This window comes from Halobacteriovorax sp. (genome assembly GCF_041587335.1).
Taxonomy (GTDB): Bacteria; Bdellovibrionota; Bacteriovoracia; order Bacteriovoracales; family Bacteriovoracaceae; genus Halobacteriovorax.
The window spans coordinates 1-14283 of the sequence record NZ_JBFGYP010000007.1 but is presented as its reverse complement, the minus strand read 5'-3'; the positions used below and the strand labels follow the sequence as shown (position 1 = coordinate 14283).

Here is a 14283-nt window from a genome sequence, read left to right as displayed (position 1 = left end):
ACTAGGGTATTATTGAGCGACAACAACGATGACAGATATATTGTCATTACCACCATTGGCATTGGCCTGAGCTACTAATGTTGTCACAGTTTGTTGCACTAGTTCAGGAGTTGCTTTTGAAGGATTAGGAATATACTTATTTATAATATAGAGAATATCAGCGTCAGATACTTTTCCGTGAAGCCCATCAGAGCAGCTTAAAAATATATCACCTTTACTTACTTTGTATGAAAAAGTATCAACCTCTACATCTTTCTCGAATCCTACAGTTCTAACTAAGACGTTTTTCTGTGGATCTTTTGCTGCCTGTTCTCTGTTATATATTCCTAAGTTGAGCTTTTCCTGTACTAGAGAATGATCCTTAGAAAGTTGAAATAGTTTATTTCTATTAATTAAGTACGCTCTTGAGTCTCCAACATTTGCTATATAAAGAGTGTCACCTTTAAAGTAAAAGCCAACTATTGTTGTTCCCATACCTTGTAGTAGCTGATCTTGATCAGATTTCTTTTTTATTTCATTGTTGGCAAAAATAACAGATTCAGTTAAAGACTTCTTTGGTTCTTGATCTAATGCCTTTAATAATTGATTAGGTATTAAGTCGACTGCCATTTGAGATGCAATATCGCCTCCATTGTGTCCACCCATACCATCAGCAACGATAAAAATGTTCTTTTCTGGATTAAGATAAATAGAATCTTGATTTGTCTTCCGTTTTTGTCCAATGTCGGTCAATCCTGAAGAAATAAGACCCATGTGCAACTCCTTAATAAAAATAGATTTTTAAATTTTCAATGATGACCAAATTTTTGTCAAATATTTATCGATGTAGAAGAATGTTCATTGAGTACTTGAGCGATGGTGTCAGTTTAACACTGTGTAAATTTCGCCGAATTACTAAATATTCTTCTTTCATTTAGAGTAAGTATAACGATATAATATTAATAAGAAATGGCCCCTTAATTTTTCTACGGATGGGAGTTGAATATGGCCCAAATTGATATCACGAAATTCATGAATGAAAATTACAAAGTAGATGACTTTACTTACCTTAATTGGACGGGAAGTTTTCAAGACTATGTAAACTTAGTAACTGAAGACCCTAAGATTGCAAGAAATGCATTTCAAAGAGTTTATGACATGATTATGTCTTATGGTACGTCTAACTACACAGAGTACAAAAAAGACATTGTTAGATATCACTTCTTTGATGACCCGGATAACTCTGGTAAGGATGCTGTATTTGGAATTGATGTCCACTTAATGAAACTAGTAAACTTTTTTAAAGCGGCTTCTTCGGGGTACGGTACAGAAAAAAGAGTACTTCTTCTACACGGGCCTGTTGGATCAGCTAAGTCATCAATCTCTAGAAATTTAAAGAAAGGTATTGAACATTATTCTAAGACAGATGATGGGAGAATATTTACTTTTGAATGGTACGATGAAGAAGAGTCAGACATCCTTGGTGGTCAAAAACACTTCGCATCTCCAATGCATGAAGAGCCTCTTAAGTTACTTCCTCTAGATGTTAGAAAGCAATTTCTTGCAGAGATTAATAAAGGAAGAAAAGATGGTGAAGCTAAAGTAAATGTAAAAGGCGAAGTTAATCCAGCTGATAGATTTATTTTAAATGCTTACATGACAAAGTATGATGGTGATTGGACGAAAGTCATGAACAATCATGTAAGAATTAAAAGATTAATTCTTTCTGAAAAAGATAGAATCGGTATTGGTACATTCCAGCCAAAAGATGAGAAGAACCAAGACTCGACTGAGTTAACTGGTGATATCAACTATAGAAAAATAGCTCAGTATGGTTCAGACTCTGATCCAAGAGCTTTCAACTTCGATGGTGAATTTAATATTTCTAATAGAGGTATTGTTGAGTTTATTGAAATGTTGAAGCTTGATGTTGCGTTTCTTTATGATTTACTAGGAGCTTCTCAAGAGCACTCTATTAAGCCAAAGAAATTTGCTCAGACAGATATCGATGAAGTTATTCTTGGACATACAAACGAGCCAGAATTTAGAAAACTTCAAAACAATGAATTTATGGAAGCTCTTAGAGATAGGACTGTTAAGATTGACGTTCCTTATATCTCTAGACTAAGCAATGAAGTTAAAATCTATGAAAGAGATTTTAATGCTGAAAAGATTCCTCATGTTCATATCGCACCTCACACTCTAGAGATGGCAGCTATGTGGGCCGTTCTAACTAGACTTGAAGAGCCTAAGAAGGCAGATTTAACTAAGATTCAAAAATTAAAGTTATATAATGGGAAAACTCTTCCAGGTTATAATGAAGAAAATGTTAAAGAACTTAGAAAAGAAGCGATTAGAGAAGGTCTAGAGGGAATCTCTCCTCGATACATTCAAGATAAACTTTCTAATGCACTTGTTAAGTACGGTCATACTGGTTCTTTAAACCCATTTATGGTTTTCAATGAACTTGAATCTGGTCTTAAGCATCACGGCTTAATTAATAGTGCTGATCAACTAGATCATTACAAAGAAATGCTTGCAGTGACGAGACAAGAGTATGAAGACATCGTAAAAAATGATGTTCAAAAAGCAATTTGTCTTGATGAAAGTGCAATTGAAACTCTTTGTGCTAACTATATTGATAATGTTAAGGCCTATACTCAAAAAGAGAAAGTTCGTAACAAGTATACAAATAAATTAGAAGACTCTGATGAAAGATTTATGAGAAGTATCGAAGAAAAAATCGATATTGCAGAATCTCGTAAAGACGATTTCAGACGTGAGATTATGAACTACATCGGTGCTTTAGCGATTGAAGGTAAAACTTTCGATTTCAAAATGAATGAAAGACTTCATAGAGCATTAGAGTTGAAGCTTTTTGAAGATCAAAAAGACTCTATCAAACTTTCAAGCATTGTCTCTAAAGTTGTGGATAAAGAAACTCAAGAAAAAATTGAAGTTATCAAGTCAAGACTTATTAAGAGCTATGGTTATTGTGAAATTTCAGCTACTGATGCACTTAACTATGTAGCAAGTATTTTTGCTAAAGGTGACTCAGCTAAGTCATAGTATCACTGCGAGCACGTTATTTGTGCTCGCATTTTACTCCCTAAAGGAGATCTAATGGATCACCCAGTCAAAAGAGATCATGCACGATTTAGAAAAATCATAAAAGGTCGTGTTCGTGATAATTTAAAAAAATATGTTTCCGGTGGAGAAATGCCTATTCCTAAAGGAAAGGGAGTCTTCAAAGTTCCTATGCCTCAAATTGAAACTCCAAGATTTAAGTTTGGTGACAAACAACAAGGTGGAGCTGGACAAGGTGATGGCCAGCCTGGTGATCCAGTTGATGGTCAACAAGGTGATGGTAAACCTGGACAAGGTGAAGTTGGTGATACTGAAGGGAATAAAGAACTTGAGGTAGAGTTAACTGTTGAAGAGTTAGCATCTATACTAGGGGATGAGCTCGAATTACCCAATATTGAGCCGAAAGGTAAAAAAAGTTTAGAGTCTACTACAAATAAGTACTCATCAATTGGAACAGTTGGTCCAGACTCTCTAAAGCATTATAAAAGATCTTATAGAGAGGCCCTAAAAAGACAGGTTGCTACTGGAACTTATGATAGTAAGAATCCTGTAATTATTCCTATCAAAAGCGATATGCGATATAGAAGTTCAAATACGACAGTTGAATATGAGAATTCTGCTGTTGTTATTTATATGATGGACGTTTCAGGTTCAATGGGTGATGAGCAAAAAGAAATCGTAAGAACTGAAAGTTTTTGGATTAACCTTTGGCTTAAGTCTCAATATAAAGATATTGAGATTCGCTACATCATTCACGATGCTACAGCTAAGGAAGTTGAAGAAGAAGTCTTTTTCAAAACAAGAGAAAGTGGTGGTACTCTTATTTCATCTGCCTTGAAACTATGTAGAGAAATAATTCAATCTGACTACAACTCTAGTGAATGGAATATATATCCTTTCCATTTTTCTGATGGCGATAACTGGTCAACAGACGACACTAAGCTTTGCTTAGACATCCTTGATAGAGATATCTTACCGAACTCAAATGTCTTCTGCTATGGACAGGTTGAGAGTCGTTATGGTTCAGGACAGTTCTATAAAGACCTTCATACTAAATATGGCACTGACAATGAAGGTGTAATCTTATCAAAAATTAAAAATAAAGATGCCATACTTGATTCTATTAAAGAATTCTTAGGAAAGGGTAAATAATGAATAGATCAAAGCCTATTCAAGGTGAACTGCTTAGTCTAAAAGAAGAGATTGAACAATATGCAATTGATTATGGTCTTACGTACTATCCTGTAGTGTTCGAAGTCTGTAATTACGATACGATCTGTATACTTGCCGCTCAAGGTGGATTCCCTTCAAGATATCCTCATTGGCGCTTTGGTATGGAGTATGATCAGCTTTCTAAAGGAAATATTTATGGGTTTCAAAAAATCTATGAATTAGTAATAAACACTGATCCTTGCTATGCCTACTTACTTAGTTCTAATAGAATTGTAGATCAAAAGCTTGTAATGGCCCATGTATATGGACACGCTGATTTCTTTAAGAATAATGCTTGGTTTAGAACTACAGATAAGCGCATGATGGATGTTATGGCCAATCATGGTACGAAGATCAGAAAATATATGGACCGCTTTGGACAAGATAGAGTTGAGGCATTTATTGATGCTGTAAACTCTCTCGAAAACTTACTTGATATTAATGTTCTTTTCGAAACAGCTGAAGTCGTAAGAGGTAGAGAAGAACTTGAAAAAACTGCTCATGAGGAAGGTCTAAGAGAAGACGATGACGATGACGTTAGGTCAAAAGTTTTAAGATCATATATGAAATCAAAAGATAAAGATAATTTATCAGCTGAAGAAGTTGTCGTTCCAAATGATAAGTATGATTTTAAGAAAATAGATAAGAATGTAAAAGGAACTCGAGATATTATGAAGTTCCTAATGCAAAATGCTCCAATTGAAGAGTGGCAGTCAGATATAATTGGTTGTCTTCGAGAAGAGGCCTATTACTTTCTTCCTCAAAGAATGACTAAAATAATGAACGAAGGTTGGGCAAGTTACTGGCATTCAAAAATTATGACTAATAATGCACTTAAATCTTCTGAAATCATCGATTTTGCAGATGTTCACTCAGGTGTTATGGCCATGAGTCAAAAGAGTATCAATCCTTATAAAATAGGAATTGAACTCTTTAGAGATATCGAGCACCGTTGGGATACAGGTAAGTTTGGAAAAGAGTATCTAGAGTGTACTGATATGAAGAAGAAAGAGTCTTGGGATTTAAAGCTAGGACTTGGTAGAGAAAAAATATTTGAAGTAAGAAAATCTCATAACGATATTACTTTTCTAGATGAATACTTTACTGAAGAGTTCTGCCAAAGACAGCAGATTTTTACTTATAAGTACAATCCTAGAACTGGACGAAATGAAATTGAAACTAGAGACTTTCAGGCGATTAAGCAAAAGCTTCTTCAACAACTGACAAACTTTGGTCAACCATTAATAGAGATTGAGTCAAGTAATTACAATAATAGAGGCGAAATCTTACTTAGGCATGTTCACCAAGGTGTTGATCTAGACTTGAGTTTTGCTGCTGATACTATGAAGAATATTTTCTATATTTGGAAGAGACCAGTAAATATTGCAACTGTTACAGAAGATAAAGAATATATATATTCTTACGATGGTGAAAGTTTTAAGCCGGTAAAGAACTAATCACTGTTGACGATAATACATGTTTAGAGGAAAATAGTTTTACAATAACTTTTTCCTCGGAACATTTAAAATGATCAAATCGTATATCTTTGTAGTCCTTATTTTTTTAAGTCATTCATCATTTGCTAAAACTCATATTGCCACAGTATCTAAGTTAAGAGGTAAGGCCTCTGTATTATCTCCAGGTGATGTTAATGCTCATATCTTGAAGGTAAATGACAAATTATCAGAAGATGCTTCTATCGTTACATATAAAGGCTCATTTGTTCGTGTGAAGTTTAATGATGGATCAACAGCTTCACTTGGGCCAAACAGTAAGTTAATTGTTACTAAAATGAATACGTCAGGAGCGGGAATAATTACTCTACTTAAAGGGCAGCTAAGGTCTAAAGTATCTCCTGAGAAGACCAAAAAAGGTAAGCATAAGTTCTTAGTTAGAACTAAGAGTGCTGCTCTCGGAGTCAGAGGAACTGAATTTCAAACAATTTATAATCCAGAGAATAATGTAACTAACCTGCTAACTTATGAAGGTGAAGTTGCAATTAAGAAGGGAGAGCATAAGATCCTTTCAGGTAAGTCTTATAGTGAAAGAGCAAAGGCCCTATCTTCTGATAAGTTAAGTCGAAGTCAAAAGATACGACTAAAAAATAAACTTGTAGATATTGTAGAAAATTCTCTTGAGACAGATAATACTGTTGTTGTTAAGGCCGGACAGTTCTCAAGTTCAGTAGGGGGAGTTGAAGACGCTACACTTCCAGTTAATATATCTCCAGTTCAGTTAAATACACTTTATAAAAACGAAGATCTTGTTCAAAATGTTAAGACATCTCAAAGTAGTGTTGTTACCTCTAGCGATTCCTCTAAAGGACTTAAAGTTGTTCCTCAAACGGCGCCAAAAGAGGGGATATACGACAAGAATAACTCTAAGTTTGCTCAAAAGTCTGGTGGATTTATCGATATTACCACTGGTTTATATATTCCGCCTACTCCTGAGTCGGAATTTTCTCAAAAAGAAAATGTCTATTTGGCAAAGAACGTTGGTGGAATTGACCCTGTGACTGGACAGTATGTTGCCCCTGAGGGTCTTGTATTAGACGCTAAAAGAGGATTTTTAGTTCAGAATAATGTATCACCTGAGAAACTTAAGTTAAATATTGCTCAAGCTAAGAAGATGAATGAAGTTATCGAGAAAGATGTTGTTATTAGAGACTCTAAAGTAATTGCTCCAGTTAAATACTATTCACAGCTAGAGATATTTTCTAAAAACTCAATCGCTATTAAATTAACTTCTGTTTCAAATACTATAGACCACTCAAATAGTAGTACTGCAAATAGAGTTATAGAGGATACGGGGAAAGGATTTTCTGTCATGTGGAATCATTCTTCTGGCGGAAAGTGGCAGCCTATCTCAAATTTTCACTACAAAAGTATTAGGTTTCAAGGTGAAGAATTGGGTGTTTTCTCTCAAGGAAGTTCAAGCTTATTTGGTATGGACGTTGGGATGAAGAGATACCTAACAGAGAGATTGAACTTTAGTACAATGATAAAATTAAGACAAAATTACTATACAGTAGGTACTAGTGATCCAACATATAGATTACAAAAATCTACTTTTACTAATATTGAACTTGGTGGACAGTACTTTATTATAAAGTCTAAGAGGTTTGATGTTGATCTTAGCGCAGCTTTTGCATTTGCTCCTAGTAAGACGGCAAGAGATGTTGATGTTGATAGTAGTACTGTTCTAACTCTTGGTGGTGGCTTCAGGTACTGGTTATCTAGAGGAACTTGGATGAGGTTTGGAGTTGAGAGCCAGAACACTAGCTATGAAGTAAGTTCAACTAATTATAATGCAACAGACGATAACTCGATGTTTGAAGTAGGTATCGAAGTTGGCTTTGTTCTCTAGTTGTTCTGACCAGGTGTTATTCTGATGAGCTCGCTGTCGAGCTCTTCTATATCTCTTTGATCTATTGTTGGAATTTCTTGAATAGGTTCAACTTCTGCTTTTACTTTTAAATTTTGAAAATAATCATCATCAAGATTTTGTACCGTTTCATCTCTCTCTATTGTTTGACCAAGATTTTCCCATGAAATCGTTTGCATTAATATCCAACATGCAAGGCCGTCCATTGATCTACAAGCGTAGTTTGAATATTTGATTAACTCTTTTTGATCATGTGTTCTGAGAGCATTGTAGTACATGAGTTGATTAAGCTCAAAAGGCATCTTTTCTTTATACATGATATTCAATATATCCAAAAGCTTCTTGGTTTGATCAAACTTTTCTTGTCTTACTTTAAATAGTGTTCTTAGTGAAAGTCTCTTTCTTTCTGGAAGATTCTTTTTAATAAGGCGCTCTAAGAGTCTATTGCCTTCTTCCCATTGTCCTAAAATCCAAACTAGAGGAAGTGATCTTTCAATTGCATTTAATGAATTCTTCTTCTTTTGAAGAGCTAGTTTGTAATGGCCAAAGGCAAGCTCATACTTATTTCTGGCTAGGTTGTAATTACCTTTCATATTCTCAGAATTTGGAGTTTCAATGTCTTCAATAAAGCTCATGGCCTTCTCTTCATCCCCAGTTCTGAAGTAGAGTAGTCCTATGAGTTCTCTTGTTCTCTTTGATCTATAGTAGTTTTCTGGAATCGATTTAATTAATTTTAAAATAAGATATTCTTTATTTAAATATATTCCTGTTTTTAGCCATATTCTTAAAAAGTCTTGATCTTGAAGAACGTACTGTGTATCTGAAAAAGAAGTTCCTTTAAAGCTTTCTTCTCTATCAAATTTCAATTTAAAAATAGTGTTGAGCCAGTAGTGATCTGTTTTAGAGTATTTAAGTGTCAGACGATTACATCTATCAAACTCTTTATAGAGTCCTTCTTCAATATTTAGGGCCATCATATTCGTGATTTTTAATAAGCAAGTCCTCTCATAGAACATATCCTCGTCATAGCTAACACTGTTGATGGCATCGAGTGACTCTTGAAAGTTGTCATCAATAAAGTTAATTATCGATAAGTATCTCGCCTTAATATATTTAATGGCCTTATTCTTATCATCTAGCTTCTTTAAGTAATACTTGGCCGCATTTACATCTCCGCCAATAATGAGTTGTTTCACTCGTTTTAGAACAGTTATATTGTACTTTCTTGCTTTAATTGTATTTCTTCTATTTAATTCATTTATTTCTAATCCATCCAATAATTCCCACTCTACGTAAATTTCCTTAAGTTTTGAAACATCTACTATGGCAGGAGTACTTTGCGCCATGCTTAGGTGTGAAAGGGTGATTAAAAAAGTCAGAAATATTAATGTTTTCATATACTTAATATTTCGGGATAAAGAACCGATATCTTAAGTAGAAATCAAAAATAGGTGCTTTTATGATCAAGGAATGGATCATTTTTCTTATATTCACATTTAGCTTTCAAGCTAGGGCATTGGTGCCTCTAGAGAGTATTCTTTTAGGAAACTTCGAAGAGAAGTACTCCAAAGAGTCTGCTGATCCTTTTGATTATTTATTTCTTAAGAAGGCTGAGCTTCCTGGAAAAATTTCAGAAAAAAGAGATCTAACGATCTACAGGGGATACTACGAGGAAGGAAGTAATCTACAAAAGTCTTGTAGAGCAGATTACCAACTTTCATACCCAACTCCGTGGCAAGAACAGCAAGTTAAAAGAAGTATTTTTGCTACTCTTCAGTATATAGGACTAGATATTTCTATCAGAGCAATACCTCAGTACGCAAAATACTTTGAATTCTCTAGAGATGAGTACTCCAATATGGTTGATAATATAGTGGGTAATTACTGTTCAAAAAATCTAAGTATTATTAGTATTAAACAGCTGAAGAAAAACTTCTTGAGCAAATTTGATAATGAAAATTCATTTGAGCTACCTGACGTGTCTGATAATTCACTATTTCCTAAAAAGATATCTTCCTTAGCAACAATGGATGATGTTAGAGAAAGAGAATTTGCAAAGACGCTAGACCTTTTTAAAGTATTCTGTAGTTGGGGTGGAGATGAGTCTAACCTTAGGTTACTTGTTCCTTTTGTTAAAAATCCAGTTGTATATTCTTCTCTAATGAGACAACTCTCAAATGAGAAGCTTGAGTGGAATAAGAACTCTCGAGACGTGTATAAAGCTAAGAATCAAAAAACAGCGCAGGTCTTATGTGAAGGTCTGATTTGTAGAAAGACGAATGCAGCAGAGTTCATTAAGAAGTTCCCAACTTCAGTTGGCCATAAGTCATTAAGCGATGATCTTTCCAGACTTTATTGTAAAGAGGTCAGAGATTACGAGTATCAAATAAAGGGACAGGCCCCTAAAATTTCAAAAATAATAAAGAAGATGACTTTCGACGAAGAAAATATTCTGATATCTCAATTTCTTGCTCTTCAAACTGGTGTCCCTTCTTTATTTCTTAGAAGTAATAACTATTCTCTTGGTAAAGAGTTCTTAAGGGCAAGTGTAGACAAAACTTGGGATGATTGGGCAAAGAATCAGGTCGATAAGTTTAAAGGAGAAGTTTACTTTGAAGAACCTTTAACTATAGAGCTCGTTGATAGATCTCTTTACTTTAAAAATTACTTACCTGAGTTCAAAGTTGTCTTTGATGTGAACTTAGGAGAGTTAGATAGGACAAATCAGATTGTTGGCAAGCTATCAACAACATTTGATATTAAATTTTCAAGAAAATTTCTTCGTTGGGCCAGAAACGAGTGGGTAAATTTAGACCCTAGGAATAAGAAAAGAAAAGATGAACTTTTTTATAAAATGAAACTTCGCATTGAACCAATAGTTAACAACATTAGATCAAAATTCCCTTATCCTCCATGGGACGGTGAATTAGATGTGATTGTAAGAAATGAAATCTTAGAGCAGATTTCTAGGTATAGAGGCAATTACTTTGATGACGATGAGTCGGGGATGGTTGATATACCTGTTCTTATTAATTTCGCACCTTATGCTTTAAAATATCTAAGATATGAATATAATGTCGAGCAAAACCAGAAAAAAGCTAGGCAAAGCGAAAAGTTATTTAAGCTAAATACTATGGAAGAGGAAGAGTAATTGTGTTAATCTCTCCCAAAACTTGAATAGTAGTTATATGACTAAGAAAAATAAGAATGACATTAAAGATCCTCAATCAACTGTTGAAGTTCTGAGTACTGAGGACTTACTCAGTGAGTCTGAAAAGAGTACACTTGAAGATATTGAGATATCTCTTTCAAACTCTTCTGAAGAGTTAAAGGAAGACTACTTGCCAATTCTTGACGTTGGCAAAGATCTCGTTAGGTACGACTCTAAGGTAGGCGATCCCCTTACCGTTTATTTAAAAGAAATTGCAAAATATGACCTTCTTACCATTGAAGAAGAGAAAGAGCTGACACGTAGATTATTTGAGACTGGTGATATTGAAGTTGCGAAACAACTTGTCGCGGCTAACCTCAGACTAGTTGTAAAGATAGCTATGGAATATAGAAGCTCTTTTCAAAATGTCATGGACCTAATTCAAGAGGGAAATATCGGTTTAATGAAGGCGGTGTCAAAGTACGATCCAGATAAGGGAGCGAAACTGTCTTATTATGCAAGCTGGTGGATTAAGTCATATATTTTAAAATATATCTTAGATAACTTCCGCTTAGTAAAAATAGGAACTACTAACGAGCAGAAGAAACTCTTCTATAACCTATTAAAAGAAAAAGATAAGCTAGCAAAGCAAGGTATTGAGCCTGATCATAAATTAATATCTGAAAACCTTGGCGTTTCTGAGAAAGCAGTCGCCTTAATGGACTCAAGACTTTCAAGCTCAGGTGGTGAAGTCAGTCTTGAAACGCCACTTGGTCATGATACTGGATCCGGAGTACTTTCGGATATTCTTGAAGACAAAGATCAAGATGATATATCTGAAAAAATTGCTGATGCTCAAGGTTTAGAACTTTTACAGGATAATCTGAAAGATTTTGTATCAGGTCTAAAGGAAAGAGATAGAGATATCTTTAAAAAACGGCTACTTAGCGAGGTTCCTCCTTCTCTTCAAAATATTGCTGATGAATACGGTGTGTCAAGAGAGCGTATTCGTCAAATAGAGGAGCGGCTTCTAAAGAATTTAAAGGTTTACATGTCCGAGTTTATCAGATAAATTGCGCCAATAAGTTTATATCCTTCAACTCGGTTTCAATAATAACATTGCTACTTGGTTTTAGGTGATTTGGAGATAATATGCTTACTACAGAACAAAAAAGAAACATTGTTGCTGAATTCGGAACTGAATTTGGAAAAGGTGAGAAAGATTCAGGTAATGCTGCTGTACAAGTTGCACTACTTACTCACAATATTAATGGTCTTAAAGATCACTTTGGGAAACATATTCATGATTACCACTCAAACCGTGGTCTTCTGAAGATGATTGGTCAAAGAAAGGCCCTTCTTAAGTATGTACTTGCTAAGAAGCCTGAGCAGTACCAATCGCTAATTAAAAAGCTTGGTCTAAGAAAGTAATTAAAAAAGGGGAACTAATTGTTCCCCTTTTCTTTTTTTAGGCTTAAAATATAGAAAACCCTGGATGGAAATAAAGCGCAAGGAAGTTAGAGGATATTTGAAATATTGGCGCTACATTGAAGAATCATTATTTGAAATATCTTTTAAATTCCCTCTTTATTGAAATCCTTCACATTAATAAGCTAGTTAACAAGCGTTAATTGGTAAGGAGAAATTATGTTAAACGAAAAGAAACTTTATTCGTTAAACTATGGTGGCAAAGAAGTCACTATTGAAACAGGTCGTCTTGCAAAGCAAGCAGATGGATCTGTACTTGTATCTTGTAACGGAACTCAGGTTCTTGTTACTGTTTGTTCAGCTCACCAAGTAAAAGATGGGCAAGACTTTTTTCCACTTTTAGTAGAGTACACTGAGAAGTTCTACGCGGCTGGAAAATTTGTTGGTGGATTCTTAAAAAGAGAAGGTAGACCAGCAACTTCTGAAACTTTAAATGCACGTCTAATTGATAGACCACTAAGACCACTATTTCCTTCAGGATATATGTTTGACACTGTTGTTTCTTGTACAGTTCTTTCATACGGTGAAGATGGTGATGCTGAAGTTCTAGCAGCACTAGGTGCATCTGCAGCTCTAACAATTTCTGATATCCCATTTGCTGGGCCAATTGGAACTTGTAAAGTTGGTAGAATTGACGGGAAGCTAGTTCTTAACCCAAGCCAATCAGAGTGGGAAAACTCTGACCTAGAGATCGTTGTTGCTGCTTCTGCAGACGCAATTCTTATGGTTGAAGGTGAGGCGCAAGTTGTTCCAGAGAAAGATGTTCTTGAAGCAATCTACTTTGGTCATGATCACATTAAAGAATACGTAAAATTATTAGAGCAAGTTAGAAGTGAAATTGGTAAGCCTAAGAGAGAATTCATCTCTTCAGCTGCGAATGAAACTATGATGGCAAAAATGAGAAGCGACTTCGCTTCTGCTGCTAGAGCTTGTATCTCTACTGATGATAAAATGGAAAGACAAGCTGCTACTAGAAAACTTGAAGGTGAAGTTAAAGCTGCAATGGCAGCATCTCCAGAAGCATTTGGATTAACTGATTCTGACAGCTTTGGTAAAGAAGCTTATAAAGGTGTTGATGAACTTCTTTATGAAATGATGAGAGCAGATATTCTTGATGAAGAAAAGCGTATCGCTGGAAGAGGAATGGATCAGGTTAGAGAGATCGAAACTGAAGCTAACATTCTTTCTAGTGTTCACGGTTCTTCACTATTTACTAGAGGTGAAACTCAAGTAATGGCCGCTGTTACTATTGGTGGTAAACACGGTGAGAAAATGGAAGACTCTATTAGAGGAACTAACTTCCAAAAATTCTACCTTCACTATAACTTCCCTCCTTACTCAGTAGGTGAAGCAAGAGGTGTTAGAGGTGTTGGACGTCGTGAACTTGGTCACGGTAATCTAGCAGAAAGAGCTGTTAAAGCTGTAATGCCTTCTCAAGAAGATTTTGCATACACTACAAGAATCGTTTGTGAAGTTATGGAATCAAACGGTTCTTCTTCAATGGGTTCTGTATGTTCTGCTTCAATGGCACTTATGGATGCTGGTGTACCTATCACTAACCCAGTTGCAGGTATTGCGATGGGACTTATTACTGATGGTGAAAGATTTAAAGTTCTTACAGATATTCTTGGTGACGAAGATCACCTTGGTGATATGGACTTTAAAGTTGCAGGTACTGCTGATGGTATTACTGCAATTCAGATGGATATTAAAATTACTGGTCTTACTCGTGAGATCGTTGAGAAATCAATTGAGCAAGCGAAAGAAGGTAGACTTCATATCCTTGGTGAGATGGCGAAAACTATTTCAACTAAGAGAGCTGAGTTCAAAGACGGTGTTCCAAGAATTGTTACAACAAATATTCCTACAGACAAAATTGGTGCTCTAATTGGTCCAGGTGGGAAAAACATTAAGAAGCTTCAAGAAGACTTTGATGTAACTGTTGAAATTACAGAAGAAGGGCTTGTTAAAGTTCTTGGTGT

The 14283-nt window shown here is 35.1% G+C and carries 10 protein-coding genes; 8 read left to right on the top strand and 2 right to left on the bottom strand.

Annotation, left to right across the window (positions count from 1 at the left end; all coding sequences use genetic code 11):
• Positions 1–9: 9 nt before the first annotated feature.
• Positions 10–753, bottom strand: a complete 744-nt coding sequence (locus ABX784_RS02170) for a Stp1/IreP family PP2C-type Ser/Thr phosphatase (protein WP_372652031.1) — start codon at positions 751–753, stop codon at positions 10–12.
• Positions 754–984: 231 nt separating this feature from the next.
• Here ABX784_RS02170 and ABX784_RS02165 point away from each other — a divergent pair, with 231 nt between their 5' ends.
• The 4 genes from ABX784_RS02165 to ABX784_RS02150 all read left to right on the top strand — a co-directional run bounded on the left by ABX784_RS02165 (position 985) and on the right by ABX784_RS02150 (position 7644).
• A complete protein-coding gene (locus ABX784_RS02165; RefSeq protein ID WP_372652029.1) occupies positions 985–3048 on the top strand; it encodes a PrkA family serine protein kinase in 2064 nt (687 codons plus the stop codon).
• A gap of 54 nt (positions 3049–3102) precedes the next feature.
• Positions 3103–4218, top strand: a complete 1116-nt coding sequence (locus ABX784_RS02160) for a DUF444 family protein (RefSeq protein WP_372652027.1) — start codon at positions 3103–3105, stop codon at positions 4216–4218.
• Complete coding sequence (locus ABX784_RS02155) at positions 4218–5735, top strand: SpoVR family protein (protein WP_372652025.1); 1518 nt, start codon at positions 4218–4220, stop codon at positions 5733–5735. The genes ABX784_RS02160 and ABX784_RS02155 overlap by 1 nt, the downstream gene beginning before the upstream one ends.
• A gap of 70 nt (positions 5736–5805) precedes the next feature.
• Positions 5806–7644 carry a FecR domain-containing protein gene (locus ABX784_RS02150; RefSeq protein ID WP_372652023.1) on the top strand — a complete coding sequence of 613 codons (1839 nt, stop codon included), beginning with the start codon at positions 5806–5808 and terminating at the stop codon, positions 7642–7644.
• Here ABX784_RS02150 and ABX784_RS02145 read toward each other — a convergent pair.
• Positions 7641–9059, bottom strand: coding sequence for a tetratricopeptide repeat protein (locus ABX784_RS02145; protein WP_372652020.1), 1419 nt, complete (start codon positions 9057–9059; stop codon positions 7641–7643). The two genes, ABX784_RS02150 and ABX784_RS02145, sit on opposite strands and share 4 nt — an antisense overlap.
• A gap of 62 nt (positions 9060–9121) precedes the next feature.
• On the opposite strand from ABX784_RS02145, the gene ABX784_RS02140 reads away from it, so the two are divergent.
• From ABX784_RS02140 to pnp, 4 genes are all read left to right on the top strand, one after another.
• The gene (locus ABX784_RS02140) at positions 9122–10813 is read left to right on the top strand and encodes a hypothetical protein (protein ID WP_372652019.1); all 1692 of its coding nucleotides are present in this window, start codon (positions 9122–9124) and stop codon (positions 10811–10813) included.
• Between the two features lie 37 nt (positions 10814–10850).
• Positions 10851–11885 carry an RNA polymerase factor sigma-32 gene (locus ABX784_RS02135; RefSeq protein WP_372652017.1) on the top strand — a complete coding sequence of 345 codons (1035 nt, stop codon included), beginning with the start codon at positions 10851–10853 and terminating at the stop codon, positions 11883–11885.
• Positions 11886–11965: 80 nt separating this feature from the next.
• Complete coding sequence (gene rpsO, locus ABX784_RS02130; protein WP_372652015.1) at positions 11966–12244, top strand: 30S ribosomal protein S15; 279 nt, start codon at positions 11966–11968, stop codon at positions 12242–12244.
• Positions 12245–12460: 216 nt separating this feature from the next.
• The coding region (pnp, locus tag ABX784_RS02125) for a polyribonucleotide nucleotidyltransferase (RefSeq protein ID WP_372652013.1) at positions 12461–14283 on the top strand (1823 nt) is incomplete at its 3' end.